Below are 21467 nucleotides of genomic sequence, written 5' to 3' on the forward strand. Positions count from 1 at the left end.
CCCCTACTTCTCTCTTCAGGAACGCCTCTCGTGCCCGCTGCTGTCCTGCGCTGGCTCCTTGCCCAGCTCGGCCCCGACACTGACACCACCGATCTCACCGCCCGCTACGAGCGCCTGCACTCCGCGCGCGCTGTCGTCCTCGAAGTGCTGCACGAACGCCGCGCCGCGCTGCTGGCCGAGCCGCTGAAGGTCACCGTCAACGGCGTCGCCACCATCGACACCTCCGCCAACGTCACCGCCTTCGAACGCACCATCACCCAGCTCGCCGACGAACCCGCCCCCGACGACCCCACGGCCGTCGACCGGAGCCTGCTGAGCACCATCGAGCTGTGCCCGCGCCGCCGCCGGTGACCGCTCGCACGCCCATCCGCCGTGCCGCCCGCTACAGCGGGTGGCTGTGCGGGTACGCCGCTGCCCTGCTCGCAGCGAACATTTTGACCGCGTCGTTCGGCATGGTCCCGGTCGGCTTCGGGCAGCGCGCCACCGCGGGGACGCTGCTGGCCGGTGTCGCCTTGATGATCCGTAACGTCCTCCAGGACCAGCTTGGCCGCACCGGTGTCGTGGCGGCTGTTCTCGCCGGATCGCTGCTGTCTGCTCTCATCGCTGCGCCGGGCCTGGCTCTGGCCAGCGCGGCAGCGGTCGCAGTCGCCGAACTGGCCGACATGGCCCTCTACACGCCGCTGCGGCGCCACGGCTGGGCGCGGGCTGTCCTGCCCGCGACGACGCTCGGGGCGCTGCTGGACAGCGTCGTCTTCCTGTCCCTCGCCGGGCTGCCGGTGTGGGCGGCGGTGCCGGGGCAGGTGATCGGCAAAGGCTGGGCGATCGCCGTCCCCGTCCTCCTCGCCCTGCTCGGACGTACCCCCGCCTGCGCCTCTGGGCGGTCAGGTCACGGCGCGCAGTGCACAACTGGGTCACCGGGTGACCCCTGACGTGCAGCAGCCGCAGTTGCATCTGGTCCCTGTCCGCTTCCGGGACGCAGCCGCGTTCGTGCAGATGTGGCACCGCCACCACCGTCCGCCTCAAGGCCACGTGTTCTCCATCGGCGCCGCCGACGATTCTGGTGTTCTGCGCGCCGTGGCGATTGTGGGCAGGCCGGTCGCCCGCTACTTGGACAACGGCTCCACCCTCGAAGTCACCCGACTGGCCAGCGACGGCACCCGCAACGCCAACTCGCTCCTCTACGCGGCCGCGTGGCGGGCCGCATCCGCGCTCGGTTACAGCCGCCTGATCACCTACACCCAACAGGGTGAGTCCGGCGCGAGCCTGCGCGGCGCCGGCTGGCGCGTCATCGCCCGCCGCCCCGCCCGCCCCGGCTGGCATTGCCCCTCGCGGCCACGCACCGACCACGGCACCGGCGGCATCCCCCGCATGTTGTGGGAGGCGCCGTGCTCTACCTGAGCACTCCATCCAGCCCGGCGATACGCCAGGCCATGCGGGACGGCCGACTGGGGTGGATGAACACTCCGCGCCAGGGCAACCGGCTTCCAACCGACGTGACCTGGGCGGCGGACAACGGGCGCTTCGGCAAGGGCTGGCCCGGTCTCGACCGATGGCTGCGCTGGCTCGATGCCCATGCCGACCGCGCCTCCACCTGCCTGTTCGCGGTCGCTCCCGATGTGCCCATGGATGCCCGCGCCACCCTGCGGGAGTCAGCTCCTTGGCTTCCACACATCAGGGCACTCGGCTACCGCGCCGCGTTCGCCGCCCAAGACGGTGCCGAGTCGATGGCCCTGCCGTGGGACGACTTCGACGTCCTTTTCCTCGCCGGCACCACCGACTGGAAACTCGGCCAAGACGCTCGGGACCTCACCGCTCAGGCTCTCGAACTGGGCAAGGGCGTCCACATGGGCCGCGTGAACTCCGCCCGCCGCTACCGCTACGCCCGTTCCCTGGGCTGCGGCTCAGCCGACGGCACGTTCCTGGCTTACGCACCCGACACCAACCTTCGGCGTCTTTCGGCCTGGTGACGGACATTGCCCGGCCGTACGAGTCAGCGAGCATGCCTCGTCATCACACCGCGGTCCGCCAGGCCACGTGTGAAGGGCGGGTCCGTGTGCGGGCCCGCCCTTCACACGTCGACGATCCGCCGGTCAGATGCTGCTGCTGTGGCTCCGTTCAGCCGCTTCCTTCAGGATCTTGAGCAGATCCGTGGTCTCACTGGCCGGAGGTGCCTTGATGGCCGTCGTGGTCCCGTAGTCGGAGTAGGACGCGGAGGTGCTGACGGTGCCCAGCGGCGTCTTGACGTCCACGGTCATCCGCACCGGCAGGTCGTCGCTGTTGACCCACACGTCATAGTCGTAGCCCTTGATGCCGCTCTTCTTGACGTTGGCGAGCAGCTTCTCACGGTCTTCGGGCTTCAGCGCATTGACCGTCTTGGCGCCCTTGAGGCCCTCCTCGACCGTCAGGGAGCCCTTGTAGTGCTCGGCGCGTACGCCGTCGACCTGGCCGGAACCGAGGTGCTTGACGTTCGGCGAGCCGAGGAACATCGCGAGCTGCTGGGCCGGGTCCTGCTCCGCGTCGTCGAGGCCGGCGGTCACGGCCTTGGTCATCTCTTCGTCGCCGGCTTCCTTGGCGGCGGCCTTCAGATCGAGCTTGCCCCACTTCTTGCCCTCGAAGTCGCCCATGTCCATGTAGGCGACGCCGTCGACCCAGATCATGCGCTTCGGCTCGTCGTCCCCCGACTTCGCCTTGGCCCCGCCGTCGCTCATGGTCATGTCCAGCGCCGTGGGATTCCAGGCCATGGTGCCGGTCATCTTCGTCTCGCCACTGTCCGGCATCCCGTCGGGCACCGACATGGTCATCGTGACCTTCGCCGACTTCACGCTGGTGGTCTTCTTGTAAGCCGCGGTGAGCGCCTGCGCCGGAGTGCGACGGGCAGTGGAGCTCCCCCATCGGCCTTGGTCTCATCGTTGTGGCAGCTCGTTATGCCCGCCAGTACGGCTGCGGTCGCCAGCGGGACGCCGATGCGTCGCGCGATGCCCTTGCCCATTCCCTCACCCTGTTTGTCCACCTATGTCACGCACTTTCCGTGCACAGTGCACCGTAGTGCATGGGACTGACAACTACTTTTCGCTGCGATCGAACGGGCGGTTGTCGCAGCGACGCCGCTGTGCGGTACCGCGCCAGGGCGCTGTCAGCCCGAGCACCCGGCCCCCTGCGGCGCCATGCCCGCAGTGGAAGCAGAGATCGTCCGCAGACGCTGGGCACCGGGGCGTTCCAGCGCGCTACGGTGAGTCTGGCCTGGCGCAGGCCGTACCGGCGGCACGCTACTGACGCTTCCCGCCGGCCGGTTCAGCCCCTTCTGACGCAGGAGGCAGGATGGCACTACGGTTCATCGCCAAGGACCCCAACACCGGCTCCGACCAGAGCCCGACCGTGTGGATCGACGAGGAAAACGGTGACTTGGTGCTTCAGGGGTGGAAAGCCGACCGGGAGACCACCGACGAGTGCAGGGAAGTCGGCTCGATCCCCGCGCACGAGGCTGTGATGCGGATTCCGGCGCGGATGACGGCGATTGTCAGGGAGGCGTGCGATGCCGCAGACCAACGTGCCGAGCTTCGCTGAGATGCTGGAGGCCGCCCAGCACTCGGCGGTGCACCTGGAGATGCGCGACGCGTACGGCATCGAATCCGAAGACGGCACCTTCCGGGCCTGGCGGGAGGGTACCTGGACTGTTGCCTCCGACCGTGAGGCGCGGCGTGCCTGGTTCGATCTGGTGCGCGCCGCTGTGAGCCGAGGTGTGGTGATGCGGCGGGCGCGGATTGTGTCCGAGCCGGCCACTGCCTACATCCGGTTCGAGTACGAGGGCACCGGGCTGAACGTCGAGGCTGGTGAGCAGGTGCGGTGGCTTCCGCGTCGCCGAGCCTCGGACCTCGCCCTGCCGGGCAACGACTTCTGGCTGTTCGACGGCACGGTGGTGCGCTTCAACCACTTCACCGGCGACGGCGGTTCGGCCGGGCCGGAGGTGTCCGACGAACCACACGTCGCGAAGCTGTGCCAGGACGCCTTCGAGGCCGTCTGGCGCCGGGCCGTCCCGCACGACGAGTACACCGTCTGAACCACTGATTTCCCTACTGGATTCGTGCCCAGCTCACCGTCCTCCAGTGCCCAGCAGGCCCGCGAGGCCCTGGCCGCCCGGCTGCACGACCTGCGCCGGGCGTCCGGGCTGACCAGCCAGGAACTGGCCGAACGGTGCGGCTGGTACAAGTCGAAGACCTCTCGCATCGAAAACGCCCGTACCCTGCCCTCCGATGCCGATATCCGGGCCTGGTGCCGCGCCTGCGAGGCCACCGACGAGACGGAAGACCTGCTGGCCGCCGCCCGGCACGCCGAGACGCTGTACGTGCAGTGGCGCCGCCTGCACCGCTCCGGGCTACGGCAGGTTCACGAAGCCTCCCGGCCACTGTACGAACGCACCCGCCTGTTCCGGGTGTACTGCTCCACCGTGATGCCCGGCCTCGTCCAGACCCCCGGCTATGCGACCGACCTGCTCTCCGCCATCACCGCGTTCCAGGGCACTCCCGACGACGTCCCCGCGGCGGTCGCCGCGCGCACAGCCCGCTCCCGCATCCTGCACGGCAGCGGCCGGCGGTTCATGCTGCTGATCGAGGAGGCCGTACTGCACAGCGGTGTCGGCACCCCCGCGGCGATGGCCGAGCAGCTCGGGTACCTGCTGGAGGTGATGGCGCTGCCCACGGTCTGCCTCGGCATCCTGCCGTTCGGCGATCGGGCCCGGAAGATCTGGCCACTGGAGACGTTCATGATTTTCGATGAGGCCCGGGTGCATGTGGAACTGCTGACGGCCAGAGTCACCGTCACCGCCCCTTCCGAAGTCTCCGCCTACGCACGCGCCTTCGCCGACTTGGCACAACTGGCCCTCTACGGCGCCAGCGCCAGCGCACGGATCACAACGGCCCTGGCCGCTCTCGGGTGAAGACGTGGAACTTTGTGGAACTTGCTGGAGGCCCGTACCCGCCGAGCCGTAGCGTCAGGGCATGAACGAGGTCGCCGCGTCGTCCGTCCCCGAGGTCACCGCCGAGAAGGCCGACGCATTGCCGATCGACGTCGCGACCATCGATGCGACCTGCGCCCGCGCTTTCGGCCTGCAGCGGGCGACGGCCCCGGGCCTGCCGGACCTGACACGGGCGCTGCGCGGTCACCTTGAACTGCTCATCCCCCCGGACCTGGCCGGGCAGGCGCCCCTGACTCAGGCCGCCGCACGGGACGCCACCAAGCTCTTGAAACTGCCCGACAACGCCGGGACGGCGCGCACTCGCGCCCGCGCGTTGGCGCAGGTGTGCCTCATCCTCCTCGAACCGCACCGCCCCCCGGCCGCACCCTCGGACGAGGAAACGCACGGGTGACCCGGGCTGGGGCATCCGTGTTCGCCATGCGCCGGGCCAGCGCCGCCGACGCCCCCGCCCTCACCGTCATGATCCTCAACCGCTGCCGGTGGCTGGAAGACCGCGGCCTGCCGAGCTGGCGCGACGCCGTCGAGAACATCACCTTCCAGGCAGGCGACGGGCACATGTGGGTCCTGGAGGAAGAGGGTGGCCGCCTGGTCGGCTGCACCACCATTCAGCCCTTCTGCCCGCCCTGGGGCTGGACAGACCGAGAACTGGCCGAGCCGGCCGACCACCTGTACACGACGTGCACGGACCCGGCCTACTCCGCCCGTCAGCCCGGCACCCTCATCGCCTGGTGGGCCGTCCACCGGGCCGCCCTGAACAACAAGCGGTGGGTGCGCCGCGGCTGCTTCGCCCCCGCCTTGGTCCGCTACTACCAGTCGCAGCACTTCCACCTGGTCCGCGAGGTCCAGCGCACCACGAAACGTGTCTACCTCCTGGCCCGCCGTGCCGTGCCGATCGCCCCGGCCACAGTCACCGAACCACTGCTGCGCGCCGATCTCCAGCCCCTCCTGACCAAGGAGCCGACGCGATGAGCAGCGAGCCCCCACGACCGCATGATGATTCCGGCGACTCTCTGGAACATGTTGCCGCCCGGCATGACCACGCCCGCCAGCGCATGGTGGGGCGGCTGCGTGCCGTCGTACTCGCCCTGGGCCCGGTACGTGCCGCTCACCTGTACCCCGAGGCGCCTCGTCTCATCCTGCGCCACGACGGCTACCAGTGGACACCACTGACGACGGCTGCCGACTACGCCTCAGCCCAGCAACTTCTTCACGGACAGGTGGAACAACGCGATTCGGCTTGGGTGTGGCTCTTCCTGAGTGATATCGGGGTCAGGCCGTGGGCGCGTATCGATGCTGGTCAGCTGGGTAGTTCCGTTGATGTTCGCCGGCGAGGCGGTGCTACCAGCAGGCGTCGAGGTCGCCGTTTGCGGCGACGGCGCGGAGTTTGAGCACAGCTTCGACGCCGGCCAGGCCCCAGAGGGCGCCGCTGATGTCGAGGCGGTCGGCGATGAGGTGCCTGACTGCTCCCTCGATGATTCCGGTGGCGATGGGCCAGCCGGCCGAGAGTGCCTGGTCGTAGTGGAGGAAGTTGCTGTTGCTGCGCAGGTGCGGTCACTAAGTCTTCGGTGCTCTTGTCTCCGGTGCGGAGAAAGTACCGGTCCGCAGCCCACACCTTCTCCAGGACGTGGATGAAGTCGATGACGATGGCCGACCAGAACGCCGGCAGCGCCTGATCGCAGGCGTCCTTGCCGCACCGGGCCGGGTCCTCGGAGAGGGCGCCCTTGAGGGCGCGCTCCTTCCGCGTGCTTGTTCTGGCCTACTTGTGCGACGAGGCACGCCGCGCTCCGTGCCACTTCATGCAGGACGTCGGCGGCGGTTCCTACAGAAACTCGGGCTCCTGGCCTGAGCCGGTCCCAAGCTCGCGCGGCTTTCGATCAGCGGGGACCGCTGTGCACGTTGCGTACTTGTCGCCAACCGGGCAGTCGGGTGGTAACCGGCTAGAACTATGGGCATATTGACCGAAAAAGTATACGCCTGGCGCGTCATTGCAGGGTAGAAACATGCATCCGACATGTTTTACGGGAGGGGACCGAGATGAACGTGCTTCGTGGCGGGCGCTGGGCGATGCGTGGGGCGGCTGTCGCCAGTGCGGCCCTGCTGACGCTAACGGGGGCCACGTTGGCGACTGAGGCGGCCGCTGCATCCACTGCCGTCGCTGAAGACAACCCCTGCAATCCTAATTACTGCCCAGGTGCAAGCACCTTCATCATGAAATTCGACGGTGTTTCCGTTGAATTCATCTCATCCGTCAACGGCTGGGACACCAACACCCACACGCTGGTCCTGCAACGTGGGTCGTACCACAACCCTGTAGTCGACCGCTGGATTGACGACGCGATAGCCGGCCGCGAAGGGCGCCTCAAGAGCATGTCCGTCGTGGTGTACGACGATAAGGGGTGGGTGATGAAGCGGTACAACTTTGGGGGCGCATGGGTGGAGCGCATCGATAGCAACGGCTCGGGTCAGGCACTTCATATCAGGTACTTCACCCTTGAGATCACCGATTAGGGAGCAGGCAGGGACGCGAGGAGTCCTACTGGGACCTGGTCCAGTGGAGGGGCACCACCCTGGACGATCCTCAGGACGGCGAGGCGTACGCCCTCGCCATGGAACGCTGGCTGCTCACCCAGGACTGGGAGACATCCATCGCTGCCATGCCCGGCGGGGAGGAGCTTCCACTGTTCCTCGTGGCGATCTTTGCGCATGTGGGGGTCGTCATCGCCCTTGGGTGTGACTCTCCTGGAGTGAGCCTTTCCGATGTGGGTCGTTGCTGATCGCGTCGGTTTGCCGGATCGTCGTGTCCAGAGTTCGGGTTCTTGGGGGCGGCGATGGTTTCGTGGCTGGAGGAGTTGGAGCGTCGCGAGGCTCGCGCACGGGAGCGGATCACGGAACTGCGAAAGCAGAACGAGGAGTTGACGACGAGCCTGGCCGAGCAGGAGGCCACCGTGTCCCGTCTGGAGATCACGCGGGAGACAATGACGGAGATCCTTTCTGGGGACGGTCCGGTCACCGAGCCGGACGGCACGGCCGAGCCCGCAGAGTCCGGAGGTGCGGCTCCGGCGGCGGCCGCCGAGGGGTTTGCGGTCGGCTCGCCGGTGGGGGTGCGGCTGGTGCCGGCCTGGTCGGCCGAGCTCGGGGTGGAGGCCCTGCCGCGCGCGTACGCGGACATCGTGGAGGTGCTCGCCGATGCGGTGCATCCGCTGCGGGCCCATCAACTGTGTTCCGTACTGGGGCTGTCGACGGACAAGTCCAAGGTGGAGGGGTTCCGGTCGAAGCTGAAGCGGCTGCGTGAACGAGGCTGGGTCATGGAAGTGTCGCCGGGGCTGTTCGCGTCGCGGGACGCGGCAGGGCGAGAGCGTGTGCCGGAGCCGGGCAAAGACTCCGCCATGTCGCGTCGCACCGGCGAGGAGGAGGGCTCCCGGTCCTAGCGTCGAGGGTGACGAAACCATCCGACCGCCCCGGATCGAGAGCCCGATGAAAGCCTACGCATCAGTGGCGACACGGTCTACAAGACCTGCCGACGGCTCGGGCTGCCGCCCAGCGTCCTGCGCATCGACGGATCTACGACGAAGCACGCCACAGCGCCGACCCCGTCCGGCTGATGCAACTCTTCGGCCTGTCCAATCTCTCCGCCACCCGCTACGTCCTGGCCGCACACCCGGACAAGAAGAATGGCCCCATCGCCCCCTAGGGCCGTGCATCTCGGATGCGGGTGGGGTGGCCCCGGCCGTACTCTGTCCCGTCACGGGGACCGGGGCCTATCCCGCACGCTCCGTGCTGGTGCGGGCCGGGGCGGAGCTTAGCGCGTCTCGACATGGGGTGTCGTGGTGGCTTGCGGGCCCGCCCCGGCGCGAGGCGCCGTGGCAGCGGGAACCACAGCTGCCACCTGCCGCTGCTTCTTGCTTGCCGCACGCCGTTGCCAGGCGGGGATGCTGCGCTTGGTGTCGGGTAAGAAGGCTGGGGCCCGGTGTGCGGCCGGTGCTGGCTTGCGGTCTGGTCTCTTCCTGCAGTTCGCGGGCGGCCGTGTGCTTCGCTGGCCGGCAGCGAGTCACCAGTCCGAAGTGCCACGTTTGAGCATGGCGTCGCCGTGCGCGCCTTGGTGTGCGCTACAACCGGAATATGAATGATCCATTTGTGGTAGCTGAGGTGAATGCACTTTTGCCTAAGCTGGAGGACAAGCAGCTGCCGGCGTCTTTCGGGGCAGGCGATCGCGGTACGGGGGCAGCGGTCGGGGCCGTGGTGGGGCCGAGGTTCCTCGGAGCAGCCACTGACCTGATCGGGGCATGCGGTACCTGTTCCCCTGATCGGTGAGCACCGGGGCACGGTGCATCGTTCGACAGCGGACGCGGTGGCCGTGTAACTGCACGGTGCTGGGCACGGCAGCGTCAGAGGGCTCCTTGTGCTGCTGTGTGCAGCCCGTCGAGCAAGTGCGGCCACGCCTCGGGGGGAAAGTGATGGCCCATGCCGGGGATGACCCGCAATCGTGCTCCGGGGATGGCGCGTGCCGTTGCCCGGGCGCAGGCGACGGGCACGAGGGGGTCGTGGGTGCCGTGCAGGACCGTGGCCGGCAGGCGCAGCTTCTTCAGGGCTTTGGTGCGGTCGGCCGCGGTCAGGACGGCTGCCATCTGGCGGTGGGTGCCGTCGGGGTCGATGCCTCGGGCGTGGCTGCGGCGCAGGAGGGTCCGCGTGCCGTTTTCGTCGAAGGGCAGGTGGGGGGAGGACAGCTTGCGCAGCATGGCCATGCTGGTGCGGATGTAGCCGTCCAGGTCGGTGGGGTGGCGGCGCAGGAGGTAGGGCAGGAGGGTGAGGTCGGTGCGGCGGCCGATGGTCAGTGCGTGGGGTGTGGACATCATCGACGTCAGGGACAGCACTCGGTGGGGGTGCCGGAGGGCGAGTTCCTGGGCGATCATGCCGCCCATGGACGCTCCGACGATGTGAGCTGCAGGTATGTGGAGGTGGTCGAGGAGCCCGAGGGCGTCTTCGGCCATGTCGGTGAGGGTGTAGGCCGGCCGGGTCAGGCGCAGCGCGGTGCGCAGGAGGTGTGGTGGGGTGGTCAGGTGCTGTGAGCGGCCGCTGTCGCGGTTGTCGAAGCGGATGACGAAAAAGCCTTCGGATGCCAGCTGGCGGCACAGGACGTCGTCCCACCAAATCAGTTGTCCGTACATGCCGAAGATCAGGAGAAGGGGGCGGTTCCCCGGACTTCCGATCGTCTCGTAGCAGAGGCTGATCCCGTTGCCGGTGGCGAAATGTTCAGTCATACAGACTCCCGGGGCCTTTGGGGAATCGCCGCTGCCCGGGGGACGGGGAGCGGTCAGGTGCGGCCGGGGTGGTGTTCTGCGCTGGTGGCGAGGTCGCCGAGGCTGTCGTGGATGTGCTGGGCGAGCAGGTCGGGGTCGGCGATGACGTCGGGGTCGATATTGACGGTGACGTGGCAGTGGTCGCGGTAGGACAGCAGGGTGACGGCTACGGCGAATCCCATGACCGGTGCGATGGCGTAGATCTCCTGGGCGCGGACGCCGCCGACGGACAGGGGGGTGCGGGGCCCGGGCATGTTGCTGATGCCGAAGTCATGGGAGGCGCACAGGCGCAGGAAGCCGGTCTCGAACCAGCGCAGCGGCAGCAGGGGGCTGATGCGGGCGACGGCGCCCATCCAGTCGGCGGCGTCGCGGTGGTAGGCCCCCTGGACGGCGGTGCGCACTTCGCTGATGCGCCGGCGGGCGTCGGGCTGGTCGGCGCGCAGGGTGAAGCGGACGATGAACCAGTGGTTGCCCATCGGGGCGAAGGGGCGCTGTCCGGTGAGCGGTGGCCGGGCGTACGGGGAGAAGACGCGCAGGCGGGGGCGCTGGATGTCGCGGGCCTGGTGGTATCGGTGGCAGCCGTGGGCGACCGCGGCGACGAGCGCGTCGTGCACGGTGCCGCCGCCGGCGACGGCGACGTCCTTGAACGGGGCGGTGGGCACCTTGGTGGTGTAGTAGCGGCGGGCGAAGCGGGTCTTCTTCGGCGGCACGGGGTAGGGCCGGTCGCGGATGTCGGTCAGGGCTTGGGCGGCGAACTGGGCGGCCTTGCGCAGACGGCGTGCCATAGCGACCGGTCGGGCGATACGGCGTTCGGAGGCGGTGGCCGGGCCGGTGGTGGCTGGCGGAGCGGGGGGTGGGGCCGGCTGCTGGGCGGCGGCTTGGCGCAGGAACATCTCACGCAGGCGGACGCCGTCGGCGATGCTGTGCGAGATCTTGAGCATGTAGGCGGAGCGTCCGTCGTCCAGGCCGTCGATCAGGTAGCCGTTCCAGGGGGACCTGTTTTGGCAGAAGGGGATTTCGGCCAGCGTCGCGGCGGTGTCGAGGACGTCGCGGCGGGTGCCTTTACCGCCCACGGTGATGTGGTGCAGGTGGTGTTCGAGGCGGAAGTCGGGGTCCGGGTCCCAGTGGGGGCGGCGGAAGGCGGTGGGGGGTTCGTGGACGCGGGCTTGCATGCGGGGCATGCCCGCGCACAGGTGCCCGTGCCAGGCAACGAACTGCTCCCAAGGCAGCCGGTCTTCCAGGAACATTACGGCCACGATGATCGGTTTTGCGCGGGTGCCGCTCTCCACGCGCCAGGTCAGGTGGTCTTTGCTGCTCATGATGTCCGTGCCGGACGCGGTGGCGCGGAGTCGGTGCGCGGTGGTCGTGGTCATGATGTCTCCTCGTGTCTCGGTGTGCGGTGAGGCGGCGGCGCGCAGGGAAGGCCCTGTGCCGGACGCTGTCTGCTCTTGCCGGTGCAGGCGGGGCGCGGCTACGGGGTTCAGGTTCTTCGGCGGATGCGGTTGCGGGTCAGGGCGACGGCCGCTGCGGCCGTCAAGCCGGTGGTGAGCACCGAGCGGGATGTGGGGTGCGGCAGCGGCTGTTTCCCTTTGGGGACACCGAGGTTGGTGCGGGACTGCACGGTGAATTGCCGTGCGGCCAGGTCACCGAGCAGTGCCTGCATCTGGGTGGGTGTCTTCGCGACGGCGGTGAGTCCCTCGATGACCGCCCGTGCGACCTGCTCGGTGCTGAGCACTTCGCTCAGCAGGTCCCGCAGAATGTCGCGCAGTGCCTCATGCAGGGCCTGGGACAGCTTGATGTCGGGGCAGATGCAGCGCACCGAGCCTTCGATGTTGGCCACGGATTTGCCGACGACGGAGACGAGCGGGGTGACCTGGATACCCCGGCTGGTGGAGTAGCGCAGGACCGCGGTGAGGGCGACGCCGAAGTTGAGCTCGTCGAGGGAGGCGTCGGCCCAGTGCGGCACAGCAGCGGACACATCGCTGATGAAGCCCGCGACATCGCTCCAGGCAGTCGCCGATCCGAGGTTGATCCACTGCCGGGCCATGCCCGCCCCGTCGTTGTGTGCGAGGGCGAGAAAGGCCCCCAGGAAGGCGGTGCTGGTGTTGCGGTCGATTTTGCCGACCATGCCCCAGTCGATCAGATGTGCGGTGCCGGCCTCGCTGACGAGGATGTTGCCCGGGTGGGGGTCGGCGTGGAAGGTGCGCTGGACGAAGTAGGACCGCAGCATGAAGGTGATCAGGTCGTGTGCCAGTGCGGTGCGCTGTTTGCGGGTCAGGGTGTGGGGTTTGATCTTGTTGATGGGGACGCCGTCGGCGAAGGTCTGCACCAGGACGCGGGGCGTGGCTTCGATCACTTTGGGCACCGATAGCCGTTTGAAGCGTTTGGCGGCTTTGCGGGCGGCTTTCATGTTCGTGGCTTCGCGGGTGAAGTCCAGCTCGGGCTGCATGACGGTGAACAGGGCTTCCAGCACGGCCTGGGGGTTGACGACTTCCTTGAGGCGGGGAGCGGCCGTGCCCAGGGCGCGGGCGGCCCGGCGCAGGACCTTCATGTCGGCTTCCACGGCGGCCCGTGCGCCGGGGCGCTGGATCTTGATGACGCACGGGGTGCCGTCGGTGGTGGTGGCCTTGTAGACCTGGGCGAGCGAGGCCGCGCCCAGGGGCTCGCCGGTGCGGAGGCAGGGGTACCGGCGGCGCCAGTCAGGACCGAGCTCCTCGTCCAGGATCGGTTCGAAGGCGGCGAAGGGCTCTGCGGTGGCCTCGTCGTTGAGCTGGGCGAGTTCCTCGCGGACATGCTCTGGCACCAGGTCGGGCCGGGTGGCGAGGATCTGGCCCACCTTGACGTACAGCGGGCCCAGTTCCTCCAGGGTGGCCCGGATGGTGTGCGCCCGCTGTTGCTGTCGGGCGTGCGCCGGGACCCGTGAGCTGCTGCCGGAACGCGCCCGCACGGCCCGGACGGCTTCCCCGTACAGGGACCGGGTGAGGATTCGGGCCGTACGGCGCGTGCGTCCCGGCGGCATGCAGTCCTCCTTCACTTCGCTGCGGGGCGCTCGGGTCAGGTGCCGTCCGGCCGGCTGTCCGGCGCGGCGGCCCCGGGCTTCGGGCCCGTGCCAGGAGCCGAGATGTGCTGTGCCAGGTGACGGATTTCCGCGGTCAGGGCGCTGAGGTCCTGGTGTTGCTGCTTGTCGGTCTTCTGGTTCGTCTGCCGCTTGCGGCTGCCGGTGACGGCGTCGAGAGCCGCTTTGGCGGCGTCCTTGCCGTAGTCGAGCACCTGGTCGACGACCATGCCCGCGGTGACTTTCTTCTTGGCCATCTGAATTCTCCTCAGTGACGGGTCTGCCATGGAGGGATGCGGCTGTGCTGGTCAGTGCGCGGCAGCCGGTGTGCTGCTCTCATCGGCCTGGCCGCGCTCGCGGAAGGCGGGGATGTCCGGAGCGGTGAATCCGCTGCCGGGCACCGACATGCCGCCGTCGACCGCGAGGGCCTGTCCGGTGATGAAGCCGGCCGCCGGGCAGGTCAGGAACAGCACGGCCTGGGCGACGTCGTGCACGCTGGCCCACCGGCCCAGCGGGGTGCGGCTGAGCAGCCAGTGGGACAGTTCCTCGTCGCCTTCGAGCGTTTCGAAGGCGCCGGTGTCCACGATGCCGGGGCACACGGCGTTGACGCGGATGTGTTGTGGCCCCCAGGCCACGGCCAAGCTGCGCACGAGCGAGACTTGCGCGGCCTTGGTCATGGCGTACGCCTCGCCGGCCGGTGCGCCCATCAGGCCCACGGCGGAGGACATCAGCAGCACGGAAGGCTGTGGGGATCGGACCAGGTGGGGGTGGGCGCTTCGGCACAGCTGCAGGGCCGCGGTGAAGTTGACGGCCAGGGCTGCCGACCAGTCCTCGTCTCGGCTGCGCAGCAGGGGGGCCATCCGGAACTGACCGGCGGCGTCGGCCGTGTAGGCCCCGGCGATGTGGATCAGGGCGTCGAGCCCTCCGAGGCTCGTAGCGGCGGCCTCGACCAGCCGCGCAGGCGCGCCGGGATCGCGGAGGTCGCCCGGGAGCAGGTGGGCACCGCGGCCTTCGGCGACGACCTGTGCGGCCACGTCCTGGAGTCCTTCGGCGTGGCGGCCGTTGAGGGCGAGGTCGGCTCCGGCTTCGGCGAGGGCCTGGGCGGTGGCCTGGCCGATGCCGCAGGAGGCGCCGGTGAGCAGGATCCTGGCGCCGGCCAGTGCCGGGGACGGAGAGGAAGAAGTCATGATGCTCCTGGTGACGAGGCCGGGCGGCGCCTGCCGGGCCGCCCGGCGCGGGGGCGGTTACTCGGCGATGAAGGTGTGGTGGGTCCAGCGGAAGACCGGCACGGTGGCGCCGTCGGTGTCCTGGCGGGTGCCGGCGAAGGCGTAGTGCTCGTAGCGGTTGAGGTGGGGGATCTTCAGGTCGGTGCCGTGGTCGTCCTGGGGCACCGCGCGGCGTCCGGCGAGGTGGTCCGGCCCGCCTTCCAGCAGGGCTTCGGTGGTGTGGGGCATGTGCTTCATCCCTTCTGCGGCAGCGCGAGACGGTCGAGCAGGTCCTCGGCCAGGGCGGTCAGGGTGGGTTTGGTCCACAGGGCCGTGCGCGGGATGTCGCAGCGCAGCGTGCGCTGGAGCCGGTTGCGCAGTTCGATGGTCAGCAGCGAGTCCAGGCCCAGGGAGACCAAGGAGGCGCCCGGGTCGATGCGTTTGGCGTCGCGGCTGAGCACGTCGGCGAGCTCGCCGATGATGTGGTCCTGCAGGCGTTCCAGGCGCTGGGTCTGTTCGGCGCGGGTGAGGTCTTCCAGCAGGTCGCCGGGCGCCTCGGTGTCGTTGTGGGGCGTGATCAGCGGCTGGAAGAAGGGCGAGGAGGCGGTGGCCGGGTAGGCGGCCAGCCAGTCGTGCGGGTGCAAGGCGATGTAGGCCGTGCGCTGGCGGTCGTGGCGCAGCAGGTGCTCCAGGGCCGCGATGCCCTCCTCAGGGGTGATCATGTCGAAGCCGCGGGCCCGGGTCTGCGCGCCGCGCCCGACCTCGGCCCAGGGGCCCCAGTTGATCGCGGTGGCGGGCAGGTTCTGGGCCCGGCGCCAGGAGGCGAATTCGTCCAGCCAGGCGTTGGCGGCGGCGTAGGCGCCCTGGCCGGGCGAGCCGACGGTGGAGGTGAAGGAGGAGAAGAGCACCCACCAGTCCAGTTCGCGGGCACCGGTGGCCTCGTGCAGCCGCCATGCTCCGTGGGCCTTGGGGCGCCAGACCTTCTCCAGCAGCTGTGCGTCGATACCCGTCGCGGTGGCGTCCTTGAGGTCCATGGCGGCGTGCACCACTCCGCGCAGCGGCATCCCGCCGGCTTCGGCCGCGTGCACCAGGTTCTCCGCGGTGCCGGGAGCGGCGATGTCGCCGCGCACCACCTCGATGCGGGTGCCCGCGCAGCGCAGCTCGTCCAGGACCTCGGCGGTCTCGGCGGACGGGGCCGAGCGGCTGTTGACGACGACGGTGCCCGCGCCGTGCCCGGCCAGCCAGCGGCACACCAGCATCCCCAGGCCGCCCAGCCCGCCGGTGATCACATAGCTGGCGTCGGCGCGGACGACCGGCACCTCGGTCGGCGGGGTGACGGCGGTGACCGCTCCGGCGCCGGGCCAGGCCAGCGCCAGGGAGCCGGTGTGCCGGCCCTCGGGGGCGGCGCGCAGCGCCGTGGCGGCGTCGGTGACCGGGTAGACGGTGCACGGCCAGGCCGGCAGGTCGCCGCGGGCCAAAGCCGGTCCGACCTCGGCCAGAACGCCGGCGACGGTTTCGGGGGCGCCGGTCAGCAGCTGGCGGGAGTCGAACGTGCTCACGGTGATGCCCTTGCCGAATGCCGTCCACGCCAGCCGTATCGCCTCCGCCCCGGCAGGGGTGACGGCGGCCACGAGGCGGCCGGCGGCGGCGAGCGCATCCAGGCAGGCCCGCAGCGCCTGCGCGGTAAGGGCAGAGCCGGTGAAGATGACCTGGAACCCGGCCGTTCCCGCGGCGTGCCGGGCTGCGTCGGCGAAGCCGTGCGCGCCCGGGGACGGAAGGCAGGAGACGCCGATGCCGTTCAGGTAGCGGCGCTGGGCCGCGGTGGCGGCGGTGGCCCAGACGGTGGCCTTGCGGGCGCGGGCGATGTGCACGGCGGCCAGCCCGGCGCCGTGCCCGGCGTCATGGACCAGGACGTGCTCGCGGGGTTCGAGGCGGGCCAGGTGCCGCAGGCCGTACCAGGCGGTCAGGCAGGGCAGCGGCAGGCAGGCGGCCTCGGCGGGCCGCATCCCGTCGGGCAGGGGCAGCACCCAGTCGGCGCGGGCGAGGGCGTAGTTGCTCATCTCCGCGGGTTCCAGGACGGCGATCACCTGCTGTCCGGTGCGCACCGTGTGCACGTCGGGGCCCACGGCGCTGACCGTGCCCGCGCACTCCACAGCGTCCGGTCCGGGCTGTTCGCCCGCGGGTGCAGGGAGCGCGGTGCCGGTGGCCTGTACGCGGATCTGCACCTGCCCGGGGCCGGGGCTGCGCCGGGCCCCGCGCACCAGCTCCGCGGTGCTGACGTCGTGGGCCTGGCGGCAGCGCACCGTCAAGGTGTGCGTCTCGAAGCGGCAGTCGGTGTACCGCCGCTCGTGCGCCTCCAGCGGGGCGTGGGTCAGGCGCGCGAGGTAGCGGGTGGCGCCGCGCCAGGCGACTTCGTCGGCGCGCTCTTCGGGCCCGGCCAGCACCTCGTCCGCCAGATGCGCCGCGGTGGTGGCACCGTCGGCGTCGATGAGGGTGGGCAGCAGTTCCGGGTGTTCGTAGGTCAGGACGCGCAGCAGGCCGCGCACGCCGGCCTGGTCCAGGTGCGGGCGGTCGTCGGGCCGGACCCACTGGGCGGCACGCGTGATCACCGTCAGGCGGGGCCGGGCGTCTTCTGCGTGCTCGGCCAGTGCCTTCAGGCTCTGCACGACGTGCGCGACGTGCTGCAGGGCGTGCTCGGCGCCCAGCGCGTTGGGCACCGGCCGCGGCGACGGCAGCCACACGATGATGCCGTCGAGGCCGCCGTCCGCCTGGCTCAGGAACGTGCCGAAAAGGCGGTGCGGCGCGGGCGCCGGCGGTGGGGCCGCCAGACGATGGACGGTGGCGCCGCGGGTTTCGAGGGCGTGGGCGAAGGCGGCGGCCGGCGGATCGTCGGCGTCGCTGCTGACCAGCAGCCAGCTGCCACCGGCTTTAGTGTCGGCGGCCAGCGGGACCGGCTCCCACCGCTGCTGCAGCAGCGGCGCGTTGAAACGCTCCTGCGCCGGTGGCGGGGCGCCGTGCGCGAACCGTACGTCCTCGGCTTCGGCGAGGACGGCCCCGCTCTCGTCCAGCAGCTGGAAGCTGCCGGTGGCCTCGCGCGGTCGGGCGGCGTCGAGCCGGACGTGGCACCAGCGGGCCCGCGTGGTGTCTGCGTAGGTGCGCAGCCGGCCGATACCGCGGGGGAAGGTGTGTCCGTCGTCCACGTCGGTGGCGTGGTGCCACAGGGCGAGCATCGCCTGCAGGCCGGCGTCCAGCAGCACCGGATGCCATCGGTAGGAGGCCGCGCCGGGCCGGGCCGCATCGGGCACCGTCACTTCGGCCAGGGCGCCGGCCGTGCCCTGCTGCGGGAGGTTGAGGGCCGTCAGGCTCTGGCAGCCGGGGCCGTACTGCAGACCGTGAGCGGTGTGCCAGCGGTCCCTGAGCGGGGCGAGGTCCGCCGGCCGCCGGTACCGGGCGCGCAGCCCGGCCAGGTTCGCCGGCTCCGGGGACGGTGGTGTGTCGCAGGTGAGGTGGGCGGTGCTGTGGCGCTGCCAGGGCTCGTCCGCCGGGCGGGAGCGCATCTGCCAGTCGGCGCGGTGTTCGTCGGCGGGCTCGCAGATCACGGTGACGGGAGTGTCGTGCTCCTCGACGGGCAGCATGAGCTGGAAGTCGATGTCGCAGACCTCGGCCCGTCCCGGCGAGCCGGGAAAGACGGTGTCGGCGGCGGCCAGGGCCATCTCGCAGTAGCAGGCGGCGGGCAGCACCGCGAGGCCCTCCAGCCGGTGGTCGGCCAGCCAGGGCATGCGGCCAATACCCACGGCGCCCTGCCACAGATGGCGCCCGTCGTCCTGCGGGTCTGCGACATGCTCTCCCAGCAGCGGGTGGGGCCGCTCGGGAGAGCCCTGCGTCAGCGTGGACGGCTCGACCCGATGGGGCCGGCGTTCGAAGGCGGTGGGTGGGACATCGGCCAGCTGCCCGGCTTCGAGCAGGCGCTGCCATGGCACCGGGAATCCGGCGCAGTGCGCGGCCGCGAGGCGGGTGGCGAAGGTCAGGCACTCGTCCTCGTCGCGCTGCAGGGCCGGCACAGTCCTGGCGTGGGTGTTGCCGGCGCCGGCCAGCGTCGCCTCGACCGCGCGGGTCAGCAGCGGGTGCGCGTTGACCTCCAGGAACAGGCCGTGGCCGTCGCCTGCGGCTGTGGTGATGGCGGAGGAGAACAGCACCGGGCGGCGCTGGTTGGCGCACCAGTAGGCGGCGTCGAACGCGGCGTCGGCGCGCGGGTCGTCGAGCACCGTGCTGTAGAAGTGCAGCTTGGGCGTACGGGGCGTCACCTCCCGCAGAGCCGTCCGCAGATCGTCGAGGACGGGGTCCATTTGCGCCGAGTGCGAGGCGACATCGACGCGCACGCGCGCAACGCCGACGCCGCGCTCCTCCCACATCCGCAGCAGATCGCCGACCTGTCCGGCGTCACCGGAGACGACCGTGTTGTGCGGGGCGGCCACCACCGCCACCGAAACCGCATCCGCCCCGGCACGCCGCAGCTCTGCTTCCACCTCGGCCGCGCCGAGCTGGACGGACGCCATGGCACCGCGCCCGGCGGTGCGCTTGAGCAGCCGGGCCCGGCGGCAGATCACGCGCACGCCGTCGGCCAGGCTCAGGCCCCCGGCGACGACCACGGCGGCCACCTCGCCCATGGAATGCCCGATCACCGCGGCCGGCTGCACCCCGTGGGCCTGCCACAGCGCGGTCAGCGCGATCTGATACGCGAAGATCACCGGCTGGACGCGGTCCACCCCGCTCACCACCTCCGGCGCGGCCAGCACCTTGCGCAGGGAGAAGCCGCCCTCCGCCTGCAGCAGCGGCTCCAGTTCGTCGATCGCCGCGGCGAAGGGCGCACTGTGCGCCAGCAGGCGCTGCCCCATACCCGCCCACTGGGAGCCGTGGCCGGAGTAGACGAACACCGCACCGGCGCCCACCTTCCCCACCTTGCCGTCCACCAGACCCGGCGCCGGCTGACCGGTGGCGTGCGCGCGCAGCCGCTCCACCAGAGCGTTGCGGCCACCGGCCACCACGCCGAGCCGCTGCTGGGCGTGCGAGCGGCGCACCGCCAGCGTGTGCGCGACATCACGCAGCGGCACCCGGGCCCCCTCGTCCTCCAGCCACTCCGCCAGCCGGCCGGACGCGGCCCGCAGCGCCGCCCCGGAGCCGCCACTGAGCAAAAACGTAGGCTGCGCCACCGCCGCGGACCCTTCTCCGTGCGCCCGCGCTGCCGCCTTCCGTGACAAGGCGGCCGGTCCCGTGACCGGTGAGGAAGCGAGGGCCGGGGCCTGCTCGACGATGACGTGCGCGTTGGTGCCGCCCACGCCGTAGGAGGTCACCGCCGCCAGCCGGGGCCCGGCCTCGACCGGCCAGGACTGGCACCGGGTGGGGACGAACAACCGGGAACCGTCGGCGTCGATCTGCGGGTTCCACCGCTGAAAGTGCAGCGTGGCCGGGACGCGGCCGTGCTGCAGGCACACGATGGTCTTCAGCAGACCGGCGATGCCCGATGCCGGCTCGGTGTGCCCGATATTGGACTTCAGCGACCCCAGCGCACACCGCCCCGGACCAGGGCCGTAGACCGCATTCAGGGCCGCGAACTCGATGGGATCACCCACCGCAGTGCCCGCGCCGTGGGCCTCCACCATGCCCACCTGCCCCGGATCCGCCCCAGACCGGGCCAGCGCAGCTTCCCCCACCCGCTGTTGCGCCTGCTGCGAGGGGGCCGTGAGCCTCACCGAGCGGCCGTCCTGGTTGACCGCCGAGCCACGCACGACCGCCAGGATGCGGTCGCCGTCGCGCACCGCGTCCTGGAGGCGTTTGAGCAGCACCACGCCGCAGCCCTCGGCACGCACGTAGCCGTCCGCCGCAGCATCGAAGGAGTGACAGTGGCCGGTGGGCGAGAACATGTCCCACCGGGCCTCGGAGATCATCGCTTCCGGACTGAGGACCACCGACGCCCCGGCGGCCAGCGCCGCATCACACTCCCGCGCCCGCAGACTCTGACACGCCAGATGCAGCGCCACCAGCGAGGACGAACAGGCCGTGTCCACCGCCAGGCTGGGACCGTGCAGATCCATCAAGAACGACAGCCGGCCCGCCCCGACCCCGTGCATCGCACCGGTCATCCAGTACGGGCCGGTCTCCTGCGGCGTGCGGTGCGAACGCACCAGGTGATCCGGCACGTACATACCGGTGAACACCCCGGTGGTCGTGCCCCGCAGCGCCTCCACGGGAATGCCGGCGTGCTCGCATGCCTCCCAGGCGACCTCCAGCAACAACCGGTGCTGCGGATCCAGCCAGCGTGCCTCCGGCCCGCTGATCCCGAAGAAGTCCGGGTCGAACGCGGTGATGTCCTCCGTCAGGAAACCGCCACGGCGGATACGCTCTACCGTGTTCGGCGGCAGCTCGGCGTGCAGTCGGCGGGTGTCCCAGCGGCCCGGCGGCACCTCGATGACGGCTTCCCGCTCCGCCTCCAGCAGCCGCCACAGACCGGCCAGACTCGCCACCCCGCCGGGCAGTCGGCAGCCCGCCCCGACCACCGCCACCGGCTCCGCCGGACCGGCCGCCTCATCGTGCCTGGGTATCACTGCGCTCACTGCCTCTCCTCGCTAGCCGTCGATGCCTTCGTTGCACCCGCCGCTGCCGCGCACCTGAGCTCCGGTCCGCAGAGCCGCAGACCTGCACCCGTACGGCTTCTGGCGCCACCACGTGCGTTCGACAAGGTCGTAAGCCCCCGCGCACGGCGGCACCCCACGGGGCCCGGCCCGTAGCCCGGCGCCCACGGTGTGCTGCACTGCCCCGCGGAAGGCTTCCGTTCCGGCCGCGCATCGGGACAGACGGCCGACGGCGGCGGGTATGGGCTTACGACTCACCCACCGCCGAAAGACCTAACGTGCGGACCCGCGTCACACGGACAACGCTTG

General features: G+C 70.6%; 22 protein-coding genes. 14 read left to right on the forward strand and 8 right to left on the reverse strand.

Features of this window, described 5'->3' with window-relative positions; genetic code table 11:
* Positions 1–30: 30 nt before the first annotated feature.
* From EJG53_RS16760 to EJG53_RS16775, 4 genes are read left to right on the forward strand one after another with little or no spacing between them, the layout of a single operon-like run.
* Positions 31–351 (forward strand): hypothetical protein, encoded by a 321-nt coding sequence (locus EJG53_RS16760; protein WP_125045526.1) that lies wholly within the window; start codon positions 31–33, stop codon positions 349–351.
* Complete coding sequence (locus tag EJG53_RS16765) at positions 330–929, forward strand: VUT family protein (RefSeq protein ID WP_174856418.1); 600 nt, start codon at positions 330–332, stop codon at positions 927–929. Before EJG53_RS16760 ends, EJG53_RS16765 begins: the two co-directional genes overlap by 22 nt.
* Positions 919–1398, forward strand: coding sequence for an XF1762 family protein (locus EJG53_RS16770; protein WP_435844622.1), 480 nt, complete (start codon positions 919–921; stop codon positions 1396–1398). The genes EJG53_RS16765 and EJG53_RS16770 overlap by 11 nt, the downstream gene beginning before the upstream one ends.
* Entirely contained in the window at positions 1386–1967 is a 582-nt protein-coding gene (locus tag EJG53_RS16775; protein ID WP_125045527.1) for a hypothetical protein, read from the forward strand. Before EJG53_RS16770 ends, EJG53_RS16775 begins: the two co-directional genes overlap by 13 nt.
* A gap of 123 nt (positions 1968–2090) precedes the next feature.
* Here EJG53_RS16775 and EJG53_RS16780 read toward each other — a convergent pair whose 3' ends face one another.
* The gene (locus EJG53_RS16780; protein ID WP_244955175.1) at positions 2091–2714 is read right to left on the reverse strand and encodes an SCO4651 family lipoprotein; all 624 of its coding nucleotides are present in this window, start codon (positions 2712–2714) and stop codon (positions 2091–2093) included.
* On the opposite strand from EJG53_RS16780, the gene EJG53_RS43355 reads away from it, so the two are divergent.
* The 10 genes from EJG53_RS43355 to EJG53_RS16815 all read left to right on the forward strand — a co-directional run bounded on the left by EJG53_RS43355 (position 2713) and on the right by EJG53_RS16815 (position 8400).
* Positions 2713–2841, forward strand: coding sequence for a hypothetical protein (locus EJG53_RS43355; protein WP_280526774.1), 129 nt, complete (start codon positions 2713–2715; stop codon positions 2839–2841). The two genes, EJG53_RS16780 and EJG53_RS43355, sit on opposite strands and share 2 nt — an antisense overlap.
* A gap of 477 nt (positions 2842–3318) precedes the next feature.
* Positions 3319–3564, forward strand: coding sequence for a hypothetical protein (locus EJG53_RS16785; RefSeq protein ID WP_125045528.1), 246 nt, complete (start codon positions 3319–3321; stop codon positions 3562–3564).
* Complete coding sequence (locus EJG53_RS16790) at positions 3533–4057, forward strand: DUF6879 family protein (RefSeq protein WP_125045529.1); 525 nt, start codon at positions 3533–3535, stop codon at positions 4055–4057. Before EJG53_RS16785 ends, EJG53_RS16790 begins: the two co-directional genes overlap by 32 nt.
* A 24-nt stretch (positions 4058–4081) precedes the next feature.
* The gene (locus EJG53_RS16795) at positions 4082–4933 is read left to right on the forward strand and encodes a helix-turn-helix domain-containing protein (RefSeq protein ID WP_125045530.1); all 852 of its coding nucleotides are present in this window, start codon (positions 4082–4084) and stop codon (positions 4931–4933) included.
* Between the two features lie 61 nt (positions 4934–4994).
* Positions 4995–5363 carry a DUF6415 family natural product biosynthesis protein gene (locus EJG53_RS16800; protein WP_125045531.1) on the forward strand — a complete coding sequence of 123 codons (369 nt, stop codon included), beginning with the start codon at positions 4995–4997 and terminating at the stop codon, positions 5361–5363.
* On the forward strand, positions 5360–5941 hold the full coding sequence (locus tag EJG53_RS16805; protein WP_218041920.1) for a GNAT family N-acetyltransferase: 582 nt from the start codon (positions 5360–5362) through the stop codon (positions 5939–5941). The genes EJG53_RS16800 and EJG53_RS16805 overlap by 4 nt, the downstream gene beginning before the upstream one ends.
* Positions 5938–6360 carry a DUF6087 family protein gene (locus EJG53_RS43890; RefSeq protein WP_371858695.1) on the forward strand — a complete coding sequence of 141 codons (423 nt, stop codon included), beginning with the start codon at positions 5938–5940 and terminating at the stop codon, positions 6358–6360. The genes EJG53_RS16805 and EJG53_RS43890 overlap by 4 nt, the downstream gene beginning before the upstream one ends.
* A 646-nt stretch (positions 6361–7006) precedes the next feature.
* Entirely contained in the window at positions 7007–7480 is a 474-nt protein-coding gene (locus EJG53_RS16810; RefSeq protein WP_125045532.1) for a phage tail protein, read from the forward strand.
* A 98-nt stretch (positions 7481–7578) separates the two neighbouring features.
* Positions 7579–7746 (forward strand): hypothetical protein, encoded by a 168-nt coding sequence (locus EJG53_RS40635; RefSeq protein ID WP_154806376.1) that lies wholly within the window; start codon positions 7579–7581, stop codon positions 7744–7746.
* Between the two features lie 54 nt (positions 7747–7800).
* Positions 7801–8400, forward strand: coding sequence for a hypothetical protein (locus EJG53_RS16815; RefSeq protein WP_125045533.1), 600 nt, complete (start codon positions 7801–7803; stop codon positions 8398–8400).
* A 957-nt stretch (positions 8401–9357) separates the two neighbouring features.
* Here EJG53_RS16815 and EJG53_RS16820 read toward each other — a convergent pair.
* The 7 genes from EJG53_RS16820 to EJG53_RS16850 form a co-directional block, all read right to left on the reverse strand.
* Complete coding sequence (locus tag EJG53_RS16820; protein WP_125045534.1) at positions 9358–10230, reverse strand: alpha/beta fold hydrolase; 873 nt, start codon at positions 10228–10230, stop codon at positions 9358–9360.
* Between the two features lie 53 nt (positions 10231–10283).
* Positions 10284–11642, reverse strand: coding sequence for a wax ester/triacylglycerol synthase domain-containing protein (locus tag EJG53_RS16825; RefSeq protein WP_125045535.1), 1359 nt, complete (start codon positions 11640–11642; stop codon positions 10284–10286).
* A 107-nt stretch (positions 11643–11749) separates the two neighbouring features.
* The gene (locus tag EJG53_RS16830; protein ID WP_125045536.1) at positions 11750–13288 is read right to left on the reverse strand and encodes an ABC1 kinase family protein; all 1539 of its coding nucleotides are present in this window, start codon (positions 13286–13288) and stop codon (positions 11750–11752) included.
* A 35-nt stretch (positions 13289–13323) separates the two neighbouring features.
* Complete coding sequence (locus EJG53_RS16835) at positions 13324–13581, reverse strand: hypothetical protein (RefSeq protein WP_125045537.1); 258 nt, start codon at positions 13579–13581, stop codon at positions 13324–13326.
* 51 nt (positions 13582–13632) lie between these two features.
* Positions 13633–14511 carry an SDR family NAD(P)-dependent oxidoreductase gene (locus EJG53_RS16840; protein WP_125045538.1) on the reverse strand — a complete coding sequence of 293 codons (879 nt, stop codon included), beginning with the start codon at positions 14509–14511 and terminating at the stop codon, positions 13633–13635.
* Between the two features lie 57 nt (positions 14512–14568).
* Positions 14569–14778: a DUF5988 family protein gene (locus tag EJG53_RS16845; protein WP_244955176.1), complete on the reverse strand. Its 210-nt coding sequence runs from the start codon at positions 14776–14778 to the stop codon at positions 14569–14571.
* 5 nt (positions 14779–14783) lie between these two features.
* Positions 14784–21140 (reverse strand): type I polyketide synthase, encoded by a 6357-nt coding sequence (locus EJG53_RS16850; protein ID WP_125045539.1) that lies wholly within the window; start codon positions 21138–21140, stop codon positions 14784–14786.
* Positions 21141–21467: the final 327 nt, after the last annotated feature.

Source organism: Streptomyces chrestomyceticus JCM 4735, assembly GCF_003865135.1.
GTDB classification, from domain to species: Bacteria; Actinomycetota; Actinomycetes; order Streptomycetales; family Streptomycetaceae; genus Streptomyces; species Streptomyces chrestomyceticus.

Coding starts and splice junctions, on each gene's coding strand:
- EJG53_RS43355 (WP_280526774.1), top strand. CDS start 2,713: ATGTCCAGCGCCGTGGGATTCCAGGCCATGGTGCCGGTCATCTTCGTC.
- EJG53_RS16780 (WP_244955175.1), bottom strand. CDS start 2,714: ATGACCATGAGCGACGGCGGGGCCAAGGCGAAGTCGGGGGACGACGAG.
- EJG53_RS16785 (WP_125045528.1), top strand. CDS start 3,319: ATGGCACTACGGTTCATCGCCAAGGACCCCAACACCGGCTCCGACCAG.
- EJG53_RS16790 (WP_125045529.1), top strand. CDS start 3,533: ATGCCGCAGACCAACGTGCCGAGCTTCGCTGAGATGCTGGAGGCCGCC.
- EJG53_RS16800 (WP_125045531.1), top strand. CDS start 4,995: ATGAACGAGGTCGCCGCGTCGTCCGTCCCCGAGGTCACCGCCGAGAAG.
- EJG53_RS43890 (WP_371858695.1), top strand. CDS start 5,938: ATGAGCAGCGAGCCCCCACGACCGCATGATGATTCCGGCGACTCTCTG.
- EJG53_RS16810 (WP_125045532.1), top strand. CDS start 7,007: ATGAACGTGCTTCGTGGCGGGCGCTGGGCGATGCGTGGGGCGGCTGTC.
- EJG53_RS40635 (WP_154806376.1), top strand. CDS start 7,579: ATGGAACGCTGGCTGCTCACCCAGGACTGGGAGACATCCATCGCTGCC.
- EJG53_RS16815 (WP_125045533.1), top strand. CDS start 7,801: ATGGTTTCGTGGCTGGAGGAGTTGGAGCGTCGCGAGGCTCGCGCACGG.
- EJG53_RS16820 (WP_125045534.1), bottom strand. CDS start 10,230: ATGACTGAACATTTCGCCACCGGCAACGGGATCAGCCTCTGCTACGAG.
- EJG53_RS16825 (WP_125045535.1), bottom strand. CDS start 11,642: ATGACCACGACCACCGCGCACCGACTCCGCGCCACCGCGTCCGGCACG.
- EJG53_RS16830 (WP_125045536.1), bottom strand. CDS start 13,288: ATGCCGCCGGGACGCACGCGCCGTACGGCCCGAATCCTCACCCGGTCC.
- EJG53_RS16835 (WP_125045537.1), bottom strand. CDS start 13,581: ATGGCCAAGAAGAAAGTCACCGCGGGCATGGTCGTCGACCAGGTGCTC.
- EJG53_RS16840 (WP_125045538.1), bottom strand. CDS start 14,511: ATGACTTCTTCCTCTCCGTCCCCGGCACTGGCCGGCGCCAGGATCCTG.
- EJG53_RS16845 (WP_244955176.1), bottom strand. CDS start 14,778: ATGCCCCACACCACCGAAGCCCTGCTGGAAGGCGGGCCGGACCACCTC.